General features: G+C 37.1%; 9 protein-coding genes and 1 pseudogene. 9 read left to right on the top strand and 1 reads right to left on the bottom strand.

The genetic code is table 11. The features are described from left to right. Nucleotides 1-479: 479 nt before the first annotated feature. From ACDJ58_RS14770 to ACDJ58_RS14735, 8 genes and pseudogenes are all read left to right on the top strand, one after another. On the top strand, nt 480-1607 hold the full coding sequence (locus tag ACDJ58_RS14770) for a tyrosine-type recombinase/integrase (protein ID WP_413379137.1): 1128 nt from the start codon (nt 480-482) through the stop codon (nt 1605-1607). Between the two features lie 3 nt (nt 1608-1610). Further along, entirely contained in the window at nt 1611-3671 is a 2061-nt protein-coding gene (locus ACDJ58_RS14765; protein WP_413379134.1) for a site-specific integrase, read from the top strand. Further along, nucleotides 3637-4113, top strand: a complete 477-nt coding sequence (locus tag ACDJ58_RS14760) for a hypothetical protein (RefSeq protein WP_413379132.1) — start codon at nt 3637-3639, stop codon at nt 4111-4113. The genes ACDJ58_RS14765 and ACDJ58_RS14760 overlap by 35 nt, the downstream gene beginning before the upstream one ends. Before the next feature lie 422 nt (nt 4114-4535). Continuing rightward, nucleotides 4536-5021 (top strand): hypothetical protein, encoded by a 486-nt coding sequence (locus tag ACDJ58_RS14755; protein ID WP_413379130.1) that lies wholly within the window; start codon nt 4536-4538, stop codon nt 5019-5021. A 442-nt stretch (nt 5022-5463) separates the two neighbouring features. Continuing rightward, nucleotides 5464-5899 (top strand): annotated as a pseudogene (gene tnpA, locus ACDJ58_RS14750) (IS200/IS605 family transposase). A 920-nt stretch (nt 5900-6819) separates the two neighbouring features. After that, nucleotides 6820-10893, top strand: coding sequence for a helix-turn-helix transcriptional regulator (locus tag ACDJ58_RS14745; protein WP_413379128.1), 4074 nt, complete (start codon nt 6820-6822; stop codon nt 10891-10893). A gap of 103 nt (nt 10894-10996) precedes the next feature. Then, nucleotides 10997-15559 carry an NACHT domain-containing protein gene (locus ACDJ58_RS14740; RefSeq protein WP_413379126.1) on the top strand — a complete coding sequence of 1521 codons (4563 nt, stop codon included), beginning with the start codon at nt 10997-10999 and terminating at the stop codon, nt 15557-15559. A gap of 283 nt (nt 15560-15842) precedes the next feature. Then, nucleotides 15843-16331, top strand: a complete 489-nt coding sequence (locus ACDJ58_RS14735) for a hypothetical protein (protein WP_413379124.1) — start codon at nt 15843-15845, stop codon at nt 16329-16331. A gap of 57 nt (nt 16332-16388) precedes the next feature. Here the strand turns inward: ACDJ58_RS14735 and ACDJ58_RS14730 are convergent, their stop codons facing one another. Next, nucleotides 16389-17879 (bottom strand): PIN-like domain-containing protein, encoded by a 1491-nt coding sequence (locus tag ACDJ58_RS14730; RefSeq protein ID WP_413379122.1) that lies wholly within the window; start codon nt 17877-17879, stop codon nt 16389-16391. A 387-nt stretch (nt 17880-18266) separates the two neighbouring features. Here ACDJ58_RS14730 and ACDJ58_RS14725 point away from each other — a divergent pair, with 387 nt between their 5' ends. Continuing rightward, nucleotides 18267-18596 carry a hypothetical protein gene (locus ACDJ58_RS14725; protein ID WP_413379120.1) on the top strand — a complete coding sequence of 110 codons (330 nt, stop codon included), beginning with the start codon at nt 18267-18269 and terminating at the stop codon, nt 18594-18596. Nucleotides 18597-18674 lie beyond the last annotated feature (78 nt).

The following is an 18674-nucleotide window of genomic DNA, read 5'->3' as shown; positions in this document are numbered from 1 at the left end:
TTCTTGGGAAACGGTCTTTACAGCTTTTTTAAGAGCAAATTTTGATAATACAAACTCATGTCCTTAGCCGATGATCAAGAATTTGTTTTCAAATCAATGCGTAGCTTTAGTATTTATACTTATACTAAGTCTAAGTACTATTTCACATAATACTATGTAATATTTAGTAGATATTATTCTTAATTACATATAAAATTATAACAATCTTATATATTGTGTCACATTAGGGGGGGCTATTCATAGCGGGCGATTATTATCACATCAAGTGTCCTATGAACGTTCAGAGTAAGTATTCAATTCTCGTATTTAATAGAGAAAATGAGCTGTTTTTACCTTTGACAGAGTTCTATTATTATCAACAGAAAAGAATTAGTGAGAGTTCAGCTTTATCTTATTTAATAACTTTGGAGAGATTCTTTTCATGGCTTGCAAAAAGTAGTAATTACCAAGGTACCCGAGTCAAGTGGTCTGATAGTCACATGGCTATAAGAACAGCGGTCGAGAATTACCTGATTTATCAGATGGGCTGTAAGTTAAGGTCTAAAGAAAATTTCCAGTACGTAATAATGACTAAAAAAAGTCCCCAGACTATTAATCACTTTCTAGCTGCCATAAAATCGTTCTATAAAACTGCATTACATCTAAAATTGTACGAATTTCAAAATCCTTTAGTTGATGCTGATTATAGTATTTCTATTGGGAGTTTTAGTCCTACAAGCATGCGTGAGAATAAACCACGATTACCTAAAATAGCAGGAACAGAGATTCCATCTGATTCTTCATATCGCAGTCAATCAGATTCCTATTTTAAACTTGTAGCAAATGATTGGAAACCAAATATTATTGCAGATCATGATCTTCCTTATATCATTTACAGAGCTGGTTCAGAGATTGGTTGGTCTTTAAGAGATGAAGTCGTAATAAGAATGCTTTTTGAAACTGGTGCTAGAATAAATGAAATCCTTGAGTTAACACTTGGAGATTATCGGCAACGGATAAATCAATATGAGATAGCTACCCTTAATAAAGGAAGTGAGAAAAGGAGAATTAAGTTTCTTAGGTTTTCTCAAGACACTTTGAAGCTATTAATCAGATATGTTAATGGTGAGAGAAAGACATACGCTCATGATAAACAATCATTTACAAAACTTTCCGATAGTGAAGTGATTTTTCTTACAAGGAGAGGTGATCCATACAACTATAATGCATTTTACTCACAATGGTCTAAAATCATTACTCAAGCTAAAATAAAAATGAACATACACAAAACTCGACACTGGTTTGTCACTAATATGATTAGAAATATTTATGATACTGCTAATGATGGCGGGGAAATCGAAATGAAGAAAAATGAATTAATAAATTATATGAAGTGGAAAGATCCTGAGACTATAAAAGTATATGAACATTACTTTAATGAGGCCTTGTTCAGAGAGATACATGAAAACATGGCTAAAAAAATGCAGGAATATGAACAAGAATATTTAAAAAATTCTCATAGTTCCAGTGAAGGTGAACAATTATCTAATTCGGTTTTACCAACTAAAGCGATATTACCAAAAGAAGAGATTGAATGGATTAATGAGTTTTATAAGGGGATGGAATAGGAAATGGCATCTGAGAATATAGTCGAAAAAGACTGGTATAAAAAACTGTTTGGAATTGTTGATAAGGAAATACTTCATTTAAAAAATGTTAATGATGACTACCTCTGGGATATACTAAATAAGCAAAGCTTAAATTACATTTACAAATATTGTTTGGAGAGCCCCTGGTTAAATCAATTTTCTTTAGCAGTTTTATGTGCTACGGATCGTGAATTATCCCCTGCTTCTATAAACAATATGATGTCCATTCTAAACAAACGCCTTAAGGAAATTTTTGATGCATTTGATTTGGTGCACATTGAAGATCTAAACTACACACACTTTCATCAATACTTATCTGGTCAAATTTATGAAGATCATTCGAACAGACAAAGACAAATGTTGATCTCCTATTATAAATCTTTCTTGTATAATGTATCCAAATGGTTAAAAAACAGAATTGAACTAGAGCATCAAGAACATTTCTCAAAATTTTTATTTCCGGAATTTCCTTTTGATAATAGAGATTATAAAGCTAGGGATTTGGCAGTATCTTCAGCGCAAAAAAAACGAAAAGAAGAGACTTCTGCTGTAACTCCATTGCTTCCAGATATTAGAGCACAAAGTCATTTTAGATGGAATCAAATAAAGCGGCTACGTGAAATTACAAATAAAATGATCGCAAAAGTTGAAAATGAGAAAATCTTTTTACCTTTTTCTTTTGATTATGAAGAATCTGAATATTTAAATGAAAGACTTTACTTTACTTTAAATAAGAATTCAGACGATGAATATTATTTGGAGTTTATTAAATCTATAAATCTTGTAGATGGATCTAACGGAGAAGGATTATGGTTTTTTGAAATTTTAAATAATCGTCTTTTAGGTGCATGGTCGAATCAGGCATCAGATGAAAGAAAGACTGAAGGTATCTCATTTTTAGAAAAGTGGGGACACGATATTTCAGCCAATATACACCCATTTCAATCAAGGAATGATGGAGTACTGACTCAGGGTTTTCAACTAACCAGAAAACAGCAATATAATAGTTCACGACTTTTTATTAATGTAGAGCCATTGTACATTGCTTGTATGTTTGCGATATTGTCATTAGATATTCAATCTTATTCAGGTGCTCGAATAAATGAGATTCTACAAGTTAGTTATGATCCTGAATGTTGCATTATTACCGAGGATAAAAGTATAAAACCTACGAAAAGAAATTATATTCTTAGATTAATTCCAAAAGGTAGAGATTCATTAGAGAATTACTATATGCCTGAGAGCGTTTTTCAAACAATATTAATGATAATCAAAGAATTAAAGAGTCACTACAATTCAAATATATTACCAGAAGTAGACTATAGTATTAGTTCAAGAAAACACTTGATGAATAAGAAAAGAAAATTTGTTTTTCAGTATAATCACCAACATATAAATCAGTTCACCTTGAATTCTGTAATTCGTTTTTTAACACATGGATTAATTATACAAACCGAAGAAGGCAAGCAAGTTATTCTTAAAACTCATCTTCTGCGTCATGCTTTTGCCACTCATGCAGCTCAAACAGAAAAACTACCTATCGACATTGTTCGGAAATTATTACATCAAAAAGATGAAAGTGTCACAAGTTACTATGCTGCACCAACCAATATTCAAATCTCAGGGACAATTGAATCTTTGCATGATAATTGGATGTCTTATATTGATATTCAACAAGGGATTCAGAGAAGCCCTGAAGAGATTAAAGATATCTATGAAGAGTACAAAGAAAAGGTTGGAACTGTTTCAAAAGTAGTTGGTGGCATATGTACAATTGATTCAGTATGTCCGACAAAAATGGCCTGCATGGGTTGTGCAGCTAAGGTGCCGCAACCTGAATTCAAGTACGAAATTGAACAGTATCATGCCTGGGCACAAGAAAGTGAGAAGCGCTTTGTAGAATTAGGATTAGAAGTAGAGGCAAAGAAGATGAAACTAGCTATGAGGAGAGCTAAAATAGAATTAAAAGAAATTGAAGGTATTGAGATGTATATAAAGGATGAATCGTATGAGCCAAACATTCAATTCCAGAAAGAAAACTAAAAAACCATGGTTAGATAGTATATATCTTCAACGTAAAAACAGAACTTTTGAGCTGGGCAAAAGATCTATAGACGAATTAATAAAACAGGATATAAAAATTTCTTACAGGAATATTGCTGAATTATCTAAAAAAATTGATACTGAGAATAAAGGCATTCATCCTAATTCCATTAAAAGCAATCCTGAACTTTATGAGTATTATAAAGAAAATGCTAAAACTAAAACTACAGTCAGAAAATCACTAAATTCATCTTTTAAATCAGATTTGTCAGCAAAGAATTACAATTTAATCAAGCCTGATCGAGACATACAGGCTCTTAGAAGAAGATTTGCGAAATATAAAAAAAATGAACTTATTGAATTATTAGTTAATGCCGAGCAATATATTGCAGAAAACAATCAAAAATGGATTGTATCACAATTCGAGAATTTCAAGGAGTAGCTATAAGGTACTACTCTTTATTTAATAATAAAACTAAAGAACAAGCAGTATTCTTTGAAGTTTAAATAATAAGATTATACCATTTAGAACATTAGTTGAGATGATAATAATAAGAAGCAACCAGAATCTTTAAAAGAAAGTATTACAAAAATTAGTTGAAGCATCTGTGAAAAGGTTAAGTTTTAAAGCCGTTAATCTGTGATATGAGTATTGTCGAAGGGCTAGAACTTAGTCTCATTGAAAATCGCTATTATAGCTGCTTTTTATTTTTTAAATTAATTTAATATTTAGATAACGTTGTTTTTGCTGTGTTAAAATTAAGATTGATGATTCAAATGAAATCAGAATCCGTTAAGTGGCGTGCAATGTAATGCACGTCAAGATATGAAAACTATAAAATCTAAAAGAGGTGGCTTTGGAAAATGTCCTTCAAAGATTTATTTTCAAATAAGATAGAGCTATACACAGTTCAACATCCCAGTGTACTGGGTATACTTAACAATGAAAAAAAATATATTGCTACAGGTTATCTAGCTACAGACTTAGTTGAAAACTACAAAAATATGGCCATGTACTTATCCAAAAAGATCAAGAATGAAGTTGAAAAACCAATTTTTTGTTTCGTGGCAACTAAACCATTACAACAACACATTCAAAACAAAGATTTTTGCGGTTTTAATTTTAACGATGGGGATATTATATTTCATTTAAAAGTCCCATTAAAGTATTGTACTGTTTATAAATTTGACTGGTTTGACTATTTTGATAATAATAATATGCTTCTAGAACACATAATAAAGAGAAGAGCCGATATGAAAAAGGATGGGTTGCATTGTTGCTTACCTTATATTAAAAGTCAATGGATTGTAAATAGTACGTCACTAGGAAATTTCCAGAAGATAATATGATAACGAAAAGTTCATAAATCGTTCCTTTTGATTTATTCTTAACTAACTGAGATTGTTTTTGGGCTTAAAGATGAAGGAGAATGGCCTAACGTGGACTCAGAAAGGTTATGGATTTACTTCGGTCACATGTAGCTAAGTAAATTCGTGCATACAAAGTTGACTCCTCAGTCTGCAATATACGGAATAACCATGAAGAATTAATCAAAGAAATCATTTAGATTTAATGCTCCTCAGCTTTGTAGCTGATGGAGTTTTTTTATTATGGCTTTAGCCAGTTGAGTGCGTGAAACGCGCGAAACAAAAAACCACCCGCTATCCCGGTGGAGGGATCGAGGGTTTTGACCACCAAGACCATTCCAATACAATTGAGATGTTCAGGCTCAAATGAAAGGAATGGTCAAGGGTAGCAAATAAGAGCTGCAGCCTAGCTCACACAAAGTGGATGTGTAAATACCACATTGTGTGTACCCCGAAGTATAGACGGAAAGAAATCTATAATCAAGTGAGAAGAGATCTAATCGAAATCTTCAAACGTTTGTGTAAGTACAAAGGAGTAGAGATTATCGAAGGTCACATGATGCCCGATCATGTCCATATGCTGGTAGCGATTCCACCTAAAATGGCAGTCTCAACGCTTATGGGATATCTGAAGGGAAAAAGTTCGCTCATGATATTCGAAAAACATGAGCAGCTCAAGTATAAATACGGAAATCGAAAGTTTTGGTCAGAAAGTTACTATGTGAGCACAGTGGGTCTAAATGAAAGCAACATTAAGAAAGTATATTCGTGAGCAAGAAGCACATGATCAGGCGCTAGATAAGCTGAGTGTAAAAGAATACGAAGATCCATTCAGCAGTAATCGGAGCAAAAAGAAGTAAAGCCAGTTTAACTGGTAAGTGAAAGAGACAAATAACAATGAGCCTAAACAGCCCTGCTGTCAGGCTAGCGTCTTTAGGCGGAGTTTGGCAACAGGGGGTTATACCCCAAGCAAACCACCCGTTGGACGGGTGGTCCTGATATCGTATATTCCTATCCTAGACTGCAACTAGTGTGTTTTAAAACATATTGGCCTCAGAATTATACCAGAACCGGGTCAAACGCAATTCGGAGCTAGGATATGAGTCACTGATTGATGCACTTTATAACTGAATGTCAATATTGTAGCTATAAATGAAAATTTCGCGGATCTAGTTAGTTAACTGATCTATTTATGAATCGATTGTTGCTTCAATCGAGATACCACATTCTGCTTCAGCTAATATCCAATGACGACAATATAATCGCCTGTTTTGGTCAGTCGTATGTTAAAACTTATCTTGAAAACAAGACATTTTCAAACGGCAGCATATGTATGAAGATTAAAACGATCCAGCAGTTTGGTTGGCCAACATAAAAAGTATAAAGGGACATAGTTGAAATACGGAAGGTGTATTAACATTAAAATCAGACGAACAAAACTTATCTAATAAAAAGCCCCGCAGATTTTTGAAGATCTTAGGAGTTTCATTGCTAGTACTGGTTCTACTTTTAGGAGAGGGTCTATTAGGCACGCATCCTATTGCTTTTGTGACTCTACTTCAGAAAGCTATACACTGTGAATTTCCAGATTGGGAACCAAACTCATTTGAACCTTTAAAGCAGCAGGGCGAAACTATGAAGAGTAACGGAGTACTCTGGATTAACGATATCAAGTATGAAGAACAATACCCTAATAAATAGTCTTTGTATTGTGTAGCGCTACACGATACACTGTAATATATTCATTGGTGTTCCTATATTTTCCAAAGGAAGGTGTGTCATGGTTACAAAACCTGAGAACGGGAAGAAATTAGTTGGTTCTTACATTAAAAAAACAGTTATTCCGCAAGGAATGACTGTAAAAGACGCAGCAGAGCTACTAGGTGTTGGGCGTCCAGCGTTGTCTAATCTTCTTAACGGAAATGCTTCGCTTTCTGCTGACATGGCTGCACGTATTGAGCGAGCATTTGGGATTAATGCTCATGAGTTGATGGATATGCAAGCAATGAATGATACAAAGCATGCTCAGGAAAAAGGCGTTACTGCTTCTACAAAGGCTTATATACCTCCTTTTATGCAGTTTAAAGCTAACGATATAGAACAATGGGCATCTACGATTAAAGCTCGAACCCGCTTTGCAGTTTTTCTTCGAACCTTGATAAACTCAACAGGACAAAAAATCAAAAGAATTGATTTTCCCGGAAATGATGATGCTGAACGTCCAGGTTGGGACGGATTTCTAGAGGCTGAGGATGGAACACCTTGGATACCAACTGGACTGTCTGGCTGGGAATTTGGCATTAACAATGACCCAAAACAAAAGGCGGATAAAGATTATAAGAAGAGCGTTGAGCAAACTGCAATTGAAGAAAGAATGAACATTACTTTTGTGTTTGTTACACCGAGACGATGGGATAAGAAAAATGCATGGAGAAAGGAAAGGTTGAACGAGAAGAACTGGAAGGACGTGCTGGTCTTTGACGCCAGCGACCTTGAACAATGGCTTGAACAGTCGATTTCTGGGCAGGCTTGGTTTTCAGGTGAAATTGCTGTTCCTGCTCAAGGTGTAAAATCTCTCGATAAGTGTTGGGAGCAATGGGTCGTAGATACTGAGCCTGCTCTGACAGAGTCATTGTTTGAAGAGGCGGTGGAAAAATCGAAGTCCACTGTGCTAAAAAAATTAAAGGATTTCGAGCCAATTACGATTTGGAGCGATTCCACAGTTGAAGCGTTAGCGTTTTTGAACTGTTTATTTGCAGTTAATAATTCTCAATTGGCACAATTTCGTGATCGAGTAGCAATATTTACAACACCCGACACTTTACCAAAGCTGGCGACAAAGCCGGCAGATTTTATAGCTGTAATTCCCAATCGTGAAGTGGAACAGGAATTTGCCCCGTACAAAAAAGACTTGAGGTCTATCATTATATATCCGAGCAATAGTACAAATACGGAGCCAGATATTATCTTAGAACCGTTAAGCTATGAATCTTTTCGTAAATCGTTAAATGCTATGGGATACAATGACGATGAAATAAATAAATTGAGTCATGAGTCTGGACGATCACTGACCGTCTTGAGGCGCAGGCTTTCCAGTCTGGAAGGCGTTCGCACGCCAGAATGGGCGTCAGATAAAAAAATCACTTCGATGCTCTCTTGTTTTCTCTTTGCGGGAGTATGGGATGAATCTAATGAGGCGGATAGAGCAATTCTCTCACTTTTGGGTGATGATTTAGAGTATCCCGAACTTATGCGAGAATTTGCTGACCTTCTCGCACTTAATGATAGCCCCGTTTGGTCTATTGGTCGTATGCGTGGTTTAGTCTCAAAGCTTGATGCTTTATACGCTACTAATAAAAGGTTGGTATGGGAAGACATCAAGCGGTTCTTAGAGATAGCGAAATTAGTTCTTTCCGAGGATGATCCATCATTAGATCTCCCTGAGGAACAGCAGTGGGCGGCAAGTATTTATGGGAAAACACGAGAGATTTCATCCAGATTAAGAAAAGGGATCAGTGAATCTTTAGTGCTCCTAGCTGTCCATGGAGAGGCACTTTTTCGAGGAAGATTAGGACATGATCTTGAGTCTGAAGTCTGCCAACTCATTAATTCACTCCTCAGTCCTCTTACAGTACGCAAATTAGAAGCGCACTCTAGTGACCTACCTACTTATGCAGAAGCAGCTCCAGACATTTTCCTTAAAATTCTTGAGAATGATTTAAGATCAGAAGATCCTCAGTCTCTTAGACTAATGAAACCTGTAAATTCAGGATTTTTTGGGCGGCATTCAAGGACTGGATTACTCTGGGCCTTAGAAAGTGTTGCATGGTCACCAGAGTATCTTATAAGAACTGTCGACATTCTAGGAAAACTTTCGGAGCCAGAATTGAATGATAATTTGGCCAATAAACCAATTGCCAGTCTTGGTGCCATCTTTCGTAGCTGGATGCCCCAGACTACTGCGCCTATAGTCGCAAGAATTGCAGCATTTAAATTTTTGGTTAGAAAATATCCTAAGGTTGCATGGCCTCTGTGTATGGAGCAAATTAGTTCATATTCAAAGATTGGTTCGTACAGCTATAAGCCTCGTTGGAGAACTGGCGCTCATGGCGCTGGGCAACCGGTACAGTACCATGAAAGTAACGAGTTTGTTTTGATATCACTTGAATGTGCAATTGGGTGGGAGTCCCATTCAGTAGATACATTAGGAGATCTTGTATCTCGAAGTGGACACCTGCCTCATGAGTATCAGGAGCAAATCTGGAATCTTGTTGAAGCCTGGAGTGGTGGTGCGAATGAAGAGGAAAAGGCAATACTTAGAGAAAAAATTAGGACAACCACTTTCACGCGACGTGGGAAGATGAACAAAAACAATTTGGAACTACGTGCGCGAAAAGCATACCATATCTTAGAACCCAAAGATGTAGTCGTCCGTCACGAATGGTTGTTTAAGAATCAGTGGGTTGAAGAATCCTATGCTGAAATGGAAAGTGATGAGTTTGACTATAACACATATTCTACCAGAATTGAGGCTCTGAGATTAGAAGCAATTAAGACAGTAATGTGTGAGAGAGGACTAGATGGAGTATTAGAACTTGCAGGCCGTGGGGAAACCGCATATCTCATTGGGGACATACTTTTCAAAATTGTATGCGATCATCGTAAGGCGCTCGATTTATGCAAGAATATTCTTGCGAGTGGGATACTGGACGATTCGCACGTTCGCCAGTTGATAATTTCAGGATTGATGTTAGGTTTAGTAAATGAAGGACAAGCTGATCTTATCCACGAATTGATTGATCCCAAAGATAATGAAATGAGTGTATCTTTATTGCTTCAGGCACCCTTTTCTAAAGAAATTTGGGATATTATCGAAACAGTGGGTTCCGAAGTAAAGGAGAGCTACTGGAAGAAAATCACTCCGTCATTTTCCTTTCGAAATGAAAAGAAGGATTATATTCAATATGCCCTTGATCATCTAATCAGTGTTAACCGGCCTAGAGCTGCCTTTAGATCAATACAGTATTGTTTGGATATAGTTCCACCAGAGCTCTTATATAGAGTTGTGGCGGCTATAGCTACTAATGATGAAGCTACGGGAAGCTACTTAGTTGATAGCTATCACTTAAAAAAGGCATTTAAAGTATTGACAGCTAGTGGAGAGATACCTGTTGATCAAATGGCAGGCCTAGAATTTCAATTTATTGAGGCCCTTTCTGGAGAAGAAGCAAGTATCCCAAATCTCGAGAAATATGTCGAGGCTCATCCAGAACTTTTTGTACAAGCATTAGTCATGGCGTATAGAAGAGGTGATGGGGGAGAGGACCCTAAAGAATTGCAAGCACCAGATCAACGAACAGGAGAGCAACGCGCAAAGGGAGGATATCGCCTCTTGGAAAAGTTGTCTTCAATCCCGGGACACGACAATAATGGGGAACTGGACCCAGAACTAATTGAGCAGTGGGTTCAAAAAGTTCGTGAGTTAGCAGGCGAGCTATCTCGTAAAGATATTTGCGATAATTGTTTAGGAACCCTATTCTCTAAGGCTCCAGTTGGTAAAGATGACATTTGGCCCTGTGAACCTGTTCGTGAAGTCATTGAGCGAATCTGGACAGAAAAATTTGCCAAAGGTATATGTACGGGGCTTTACAACAGTCGAGGTGTACATTGGAGTAGTAGTGAAGGTGGTGACGCAGAGAGGGATCTGGCTGAAAAGTATTTGCAATGGGCTTCTGCATTAGAATTCAGCTATCCATACGTCGCTGAGATTCATAAACAAATGGCCAAGTCCTATGAGCGTGATGCTATATGGGAAGATGAACGAGCAGGGGTGAGTAGACGTTTGCTTGAATAATTATTGTTAGTGACAACATTTTTCAAACGTCAACACCAACTATTGAATTAATTGAAAATATAAGGTCTAAATTTTTTAAAAGGAAGTGGAAGGGGGGAGAGATGTGGCAATTGCTGAATCCGGAGGACCAACAACTCAGGCAGGAATTTCATATCAAAACGCCATCGCAGCGTTATACTTAGGTAGAATGCTTGATTCAAGATCTTTTTCTGAATCTGAGAAAGTGGCTAAAGTTAGAGTAGAGGCTCCTGAGAGTGTTGATGATATCGTAATTACATTTTCAAATGAAGTAAAGTGGTACATCCAAGCCAAAGAATCTATCTCTAAAGGTAATGGTGCAGAAAGTACATGGGGGAAATTGTGGAAGGATTTTGAGATACAGTTTATCCATCCTTCATTCAAAAAGGGGAAAGACAGATTACAATTAATCTGTGGCACATACAAGGATGAAATATATGATGCTAAGGACTTAGTAGAACGAGCTTCAAGTTGCGAAAGTTACGAGGAATGGCAAGGAAGGCTTACGACAAATCAGCTCGTATTCTTTGAACATCTCAGCAAATTCTTATCTTTAGAATTAAAAGAGAATAATGATTTAATATTACAATTTTTTATGAGCATAGATGTAAAAATAGAGCCTAGGCAGACAGTTGAGAAAGATAAGATGAGATACTGGATACCAGAATCTAATTTGTCACCTACTGTTTTGTTTTCAATCCTTCGGGATAAAGTAGGGGGTGATGCTCGGATTAGAGGATCACATACGCTTAAAAGTCTCCAGGAGTGGCTGCAAGACAATCAGATTGTAATATCTGAATCAGTATCACTCTCAGAATTGCGTTCTGCTGTCTATTCCTGTAGTTCTATTATAAGACATCAGAAGAACACAATAGGGAATACGGGGAAAAAGCTTTTGCGTGATAACTACAAAGATATCTCTAAGTGGCTTTTGGAAACTTCAGACAAGGAGCCTGTAGGAATACTTTTGGATCAAGCAGGTACAGGAAAAACGATTGTTATTCAAGAGGTCCTCGAGGAATTAGAGAGCCGGCAAGTCGATGTTCTGGCGATCAAAGCAGATCAGCAACTATTAGATGCCCAGAGCCTGAAGGATGTACAAAGCAAATTGGATCTTCCTGTGCGAGTGGAAAGACTCGCAGATACGTTAGCTAAACAGGGGCGATTTGTTGTATTAATTGATCAAATTGACGCTCTTTCCCTATCAATGGCCCATGATCAAGGTTCATTAAATTTGGCATTAGATTTGATTTCTAGACTGCGTTCCATCCCAGGCGTGCGTATCATTATCAGTTGTCGTAAATTTGATTTTGATAGTGATCCTCGTCTTAAAAATCTTGAGAATTGTAAAGCTTTTTCTCTTGAAGAGTTTTCTAATGAAGAAGTCGGGAATTTTCTATGCGATGTGGGTGTGGATTACAAACAGTTACTACCCACAACACAGAATTTGTTGAGAATCCCCTTACATCTAAATCTCTTCCTAATGGCTTACGAATCAGACGGAAGTAAAGAGTTGCTGCAAGACCGTAGTCTTTCAAGCCTCCAAGAACTGTACCAGCTTGTATGGGTCTGCGTGATTATGAAGCAACACGCCGATGCCCCACCTGCTTGGGAACGCGAACGGGCTCTGTTCCTTATCGCACAATATATGGACCATAAGCAAAGAATTACGGTGCCAAAGTTTCTTCTTAGTCAGAAGGAGACAAACGCTTTAGAACGCGCATTCCACTGGTTATCCAGCGAAGGAATTATACTTAATGAAGGTAAAGAACTGAGTTTTTTTCATCAAACGTTTTTTGATTATTGCTATGCCAGAAACTTCGTTCAACAGGGTTACTCTCTTGTTGATGTTTTAGTCGCCTCTCCACAAGGCTTATTTCAGCGGCCACAATTGGTGCAAGTTTTATCATTCTTGCGAGGGCAGGATGATAAACGTTCCTACTTTATGCAGCTTAATGCGCTCTTAAAATCTGACGATTTGCGATACCATTTGAAAAATCATCTTTACCGTTGGTTTGCTGCACTCGCTTCCCCTACAGAGCAAGAATGGAGATTAATGAAGCGGACGTCAGCAGACTTGAATATGCGCTCTCAGCTCTTACGATTCTCATATCTTAATCCGGGATGGTTCGAATATTGGAGAACTCAAGTAATCCCTGAAATAATGGATGGGCAAGATGAAAGATTTTTAGAGGAAGTATTCGGCTATTTAACTTCAATGATTGATTTGCGGCAAAGTGAAATCATAGAGTTAGTTCTTCCTTATTACAACAAAAGTCAATGTTTAGAACAACTTGTTGAAAATCTAGTTTTGCAGATTCGCTCGTGGAAATGCGAGGAAGCTGTGAAGTTATTTGAAGTTGTGATGGAGAAAAGTGAACTTGACAACCGCGTTTCATACCTTGGTTGGAAGGAACTGGCCCAGTACGATTCGAAGGCATTTTGCCGTATTCTGCGGAATTTTATGAACCAGGCTATAAAGAACTATAGAAGAAAAAAAGAAGAGCGAAATCAAATTCAAACAGAATCGTATCAATTTAATTTTATTTCTCTCAATAAAGAAATGAATAAACTGGGTTCAACATTGATGGATGAAGCTCTTCAAATTGTCGTGAACAAATCGGCACTGTACTTCTTGGAAATTATCATTCCTTGGCTGATAGAAGCGGTAAAGATTGAAAGCTACGAGGTTCCAGAAACGGAAGAGGACTTTATCCCTGATTCTCTATTTCGTAATTGGTATGACAGGATCCAAGTTGAATTTGATGTTGTACTGAATGATACCTTGGTAAAAGGTTTTATTCTGTTAGCCAAAGAACACCCGCAAATATTTGTGGAGAATATTAACTATCTGTCTAACATTCCTCATGATTCTATACAGTTTCTAATAGCGCATATACTGCGGCAGGTACCAGAACAACATTCCATAACAGCTCTTAATTTCATCTTAGCTGATCCGCGTAGATTAACAATTGGTAATGAAGATTTTGAAAGTAGGTATCTGATTAAATCAATTATGCCTTATCTTCAGGAATCAGAACGTCAGGAATTAGAAGATTTCATAATAACCCGTTTGCCCTTAAATAAAAAGTGGAAACTAGATGGATATATGTATCATGACCTTAGTCAGTATAGAATTCTAAATTCGATATCTAGTGAATACCTCAGTTCGCATGGAAAACAACGATTAATGGAGTTGGAGAGGAAATTTCCAGAGTACCAAGCATCTGATAACCCCCGCCTGATTAGAGGTGGAGTAGTGGGATCGCCTATCGATGCTGAGGCAGTGAGGAAAATGACAAATCAGCAATGGAAAAAGGCGATGGCTAAATACCAAAGAGGAGTCAGACATTCTGATTGGTCAAAGGGAGGGGCTGAATCTCTGGCTCGACTGCTGCAGGAGCAAGTGAGGAAAGAACCTGAACGGTTTATTAACTTTTTCTCAGTAAATAAAGATGGGTTTGACCACAACTATGTGCAGGCAGTGTTAAATGGACTAACGGAATCTACCATTTCAGGAAGTGAATTCTTTGCTGCTATCAGTCTCTTCGAAGATTATGAAGATCGAAGTATACGAAGGACTATAGCTTGGGCTGTTGAAAAACGAGCAGATGAAGAAGTACCGGAACGGATTATAGGCCTCTTAATTAGTTATTTTTACGATACATCCTTAATAAAAGAATCTTATACTGAAGACCCGGTATCAGGTTATCATAATTCAGTTCGTGGAGCTGCCATGAATGCGTTGATGAAGATATATCGTGAGAAGGAAAAGGAAAAGTGGAAAATTCTTGATTATGCTGTCGGTTGCGAGGATATTTCTTTAAGGGCTGGTGCGATTTATGAATTGATATATATGATTCGAATAGATCGTGAACGTTCATTAGATTTATTTGAGAAAGCAATTGAAGGGAATCCTCAGTTATATCGTATAGCTTATACAAATGATTTTTGTTATTGGGCAATGGGGCAGCCATTTGAACGTCTCGTTTCTAAGTTAGACGCATTTATCACTGATGAGAAGGATGAGATTCAACAACGCGGAGCTGAACTTGTTGCTTTATCTTTAATTTCTGAGAATCTCTTTGAGAGTCAATATGTTAAAGAGCAAGTTATGACCTTACTAACAAAAACGATAAATGGTAATCCTTATCATCGTCGAGGTGTTGCGCGAATACTTTCATATAATTTTCCGGATAATGTCTCCTCTATTCTTGTGGATGGATTACTCCAGCTAATGAACGATGAGGACGAAGAAGTTCAGCGTCAGATTAGTTTTTTATTGCTCGATATTAAGAAAAACTGCAAAGAACTAAGACAAGAAATTCGGACGATACTTATGGCATTTGCAGGCTCAAGATCAATGACATACGGAGGAAAATTAGGTGCAATCTTATGGCAACATGCTACCGATTATCCAGAGTGGACCCTTCTAGTTATCAGTGAGATTATGGGTAATGAGCATCTTCGTAATAGAGATAATTGGTACCTTGATTCAAAAAACTTAATACTTGCCATAATAAACATCTACACAGATCCCTTATCAGATGAGGTCCTACAGAACCGAGCAATGGATATATTCGATATATTAATGAATTCTTTTTCCATGCATGCCCAGGGTGTCCTTGCAGAGTGGGATCGTCGTTAGGGAGGATAATGCGAATAACCTGACAAATGATTGAAACTACGTTTTCTCACCACTTCAAGGTGTACAGAGTATAGCGGAACGATACAAGCTGGGAAAAGTTCCGGATGGAGCGAGACAACATCATTCCACTTTTTGACTAAGCCAGTACGACCAGCATCATTAGAGGTGAAGTCGGTCGGTGAAACAGAAATGACGCTGGGCTGGGAAGAAGATAGATAAAACAGCATGCGGTACTGGATCACGGATGAACAGTGCAATAGAGCGGATGTAACAGGATCTGAATTTGGCATTAAGAACGCACAACCTGGAACGGAATACCAATTTAAAGTGGCTACCGAAAATTTCTAAATCGGAGATCGTTCAAACTACTATGCATGACTATTTTAAGAATACCGATGATCTGATTTATATCGATGCCGGTATTGAGGGTGTTTATGTTCCTGAAGGAGAGTCGTGGAGCCAAAAAGATAGAGAAGAGAGTTCGGAGAGTGGGTATTCTGGCCAAGTGGTTGTAGGCATGAAGAAAAACGGAAAAGAAATTCTTGCCCCGCTGGATTCAATTTACCCCAACGATAAGAATGATTTGATTCCTCCATCCCATAATTGTGGGTTGGAGCCCCATCAGCCTCAACGTATGATTGCAAATGAATTTTTGGTCTTTCATATTTCGACAATACTAAATGAATTGTTTAGTAATCATTCGATCCAGGTAAACTACGCTAATTTTAATGCCAGAACCGGCGCATGTCGTCCGGTATATGTTGAAGTATAGTCTAGTTGTAAAAAACCACGACCTATTTAAAATGGTCGTGGTTTTACTTTGTTTTAATTAATCACAGCTATTGCACAAACCGCCAGGGAGGGAACCTTTTTCGAATAAGGTATTACAGCCAGGGCAATAGTCATATAAATCTTTGTGATCTTCGCAAACTCCATCCCCTGAATCCGTGTAATAGACTACATCTGAATTACAATGTGAGCAACTATCGTTATAGTCATTCAGGTAGCTTTTTGTTTCCTTGTATCCACTAATACCAAATCCACCAACTGTGAACTTTGATATTCCTTCTTTTATTGACAATTCATCATCAGTATCATCTAAAGTGAACTCGATTGAGAAACTACCGTTAATTGAACATTTCCCTTCTGTTGATGTGATTTCTTCACCATAGAAGAATGAACTAACTGCAATTTCAATGTCTGTAGCAAAACTTCCTTGAATAAATGCCTTTTCATGATGATAATCAAATGATTCGACGGTAAGCTCTACATCGGTGATATCCTCCGGGTAACCGATAATTTCTACATCTGAGATTGCATCATCAATGTAAGGTTGAAGATCGCCACTATGGACCAGATAAAAATCCAGATCATTTTTATTATTGAGAATAATACTCCAATCTTCTCCGTCAAACAATTCTTCAATTAAATCATCTGAGTTTTCTTCAAGGAACATTAGATGTGTATCGATTGCGATTTGATTTATACTTGAAATATATCTAAATAGGTTCTGTCCTGTTGACATTATAAACTTCTCACCAACGATTTCACTGAACTCTTGAGAAAGTTCATAACGTGCACACGCAGGTTGATTATCAACCAGGACCCACCAGTCTTCCTTAACATCATTTGTAACAAATATTACGCTTTTGTTTTCTAATTTAGCGTTGGAGAGAGTTTGTTTCCATAAGATCAAATCTCCAAATTTCCTTTGTTTAGTTGGGTCATCCGCATCTTTGGATATATCTTCGTAGCCTGGGGGAATTAAATGCTTAAAACGAATTTCCCCTTCTTGATACAATGAGATGGTTTCAACAAGGGAAAAGCGTTTCCCTGTTGCACCTGACTCTACTAGTTCATGTACAAATTTCTTTACAGCATCTTCTCTTAAAACCTTAGTGTTCTCTTCAATCTGCTGCTTAATGTTATCTTTATAATGTACAGTTGCTTTTTGCATCTCATCTATAAGCCCAGTGATCTGAACCTTGAGCTCATCAATAAGTGGATATTTTAGCTCTAAATGTTTAATGAATTCACCTTCAAGTGTATTCTTATTTTTTTCAATCGTACTTTGGATTTGTTTTAAGAATACCTCGTATTTAGTGAAATTTCGACCATGTTCTTTTTTATGGTTTTTTTCAAACTCTTGAACCACTTGAGCTGGTAACCAAATCTTATCTTTAAATGATCTCAGTATCTCAATATACTGATTGATCACTTTCGGAGGTTGGCTATACAAACGGAGAAATACGTTTGTATCTAGTACGATCAATGGATCAGAGTCCCAAACTTTTTTGAAATTATCGAAATTATCGAGCAACTTGAATACCTCCACTTGGATGATAGAACCAAACAGTTCTATTATATCAGGTAAATGAAAATCTATCCAATAATTTAACTAGATTAACAGGTTGTTTGACGAAATTTGTAGAATTTGTAGATGGTAGTATGAATAGATTATTACTATTTAATCTATTTTCACTGTCACCCGAGTTGACAGTGATGGAGTAAGCACCAGCATTACCTGGTACATAACAAATTTGAGCTATTTAGCCATGGAGACATAGACACCGAGTTGGGTGTTTTTTGTGTTTCGATGGTTTTTTGTATTTTCATATACCTTATATTGATTTTTACAATGGATACTTAATAGTATTCAACTTCTGAACCTAATATCTGCATTAATTACATCGAGGGGGAAATTGTAATGAAGAATGAGTTGGAAGTGCTAGTTATGTTTGAAGAGGATCGCGCTGAACAGAATGTGACTGCGTACATCCCTTGTTTAAAATTGGGGGCACATGGGGACACCGTTGAAGAGGCTCGTATGAATGCAGTTGATCTTGTTGAGATCGAGATTAAAAAAGGCTGCCTTCGTGAGGTAAGTATGCATAGTGACGCACAGGTTGAGACACTTCAATATAATGGGGGGCATTTGACGGTCATGTTTGAAAGTCAAACGGAATCAAGAGAGGTAACTGCCTATATACCAGCATTAAGACTTGGGGTAAGAGGAATTAATACTGATGCAGCATGAACTATGGCTATGGAACTGATGAAAATTGAGTTATTAGATTGTAAGAATAAAGAACTTGAAGAAAATGTATTATTCGAT

The organism is Paenibacillus taichungensis (genome assembly GCF_047302525.1).
Taxonomy (GTDB): domain Bacteria; phylum Bacillota; class Bacilli; order Paenibacillales; family Paenibacillaceae; genus Paenibacillus; species Paenibacillus taichungensis_B.
The sequence above is the reverse complement of the archived record's forward strand: the minus strand, read 5'-3'. Positions and strand labels throughout refer to the sequence as shown.

What these genes read in the sequence shown, in the direction of transcription:
- ACDJ58_RS14755 (WP_413379130.1), top strand. Translation starts at nt 4,536, where the DNA reads ATGTCCTTCAAAGATTTATTTTCAAATAAGATAGAGCTATACACAGTT.
- ACDJ58_RS14745 (WP_413379128.1), top strand. Translation starts at nt 6,820, where the DNA reads ATGGTTACAAAACCTGAGAACGGGAAGAAATTAGTTGGTTCTTACATT.
- ACDJ58_RS14765 (WP_413379134.1), top strand. Translation starts at nt 1,611, where the DNA reads ATGGCATCTGAGAATATAGTCGAAAAAGACTGGTATAAAAAACTGTTT.
- ACDJ58_RS14725 (WP_413379120.1), top strand. Translation starts at nt 18,267, where the DNA reads ATGAAGAATGAGTTGGAAGTGCTAGTTATGTTTGAAGAGGATCGCGCT.
- ACDJ58_RS14760 (WP_413379132.1), top strand. Translation starts at nt 3,637, where the DNA reads ATGAGCCAAACATTCAATTCCAGAAAGAAAACTAAAAAACCATGGTTA.
- ACDJ58_RS14770 (WP_413379137.1), top strand. Translation starts at nt 480, where the DNA reads ATGGCTATAAGAACAGCGGTCGAGAATTACCTGATTTATCAGATGGGC.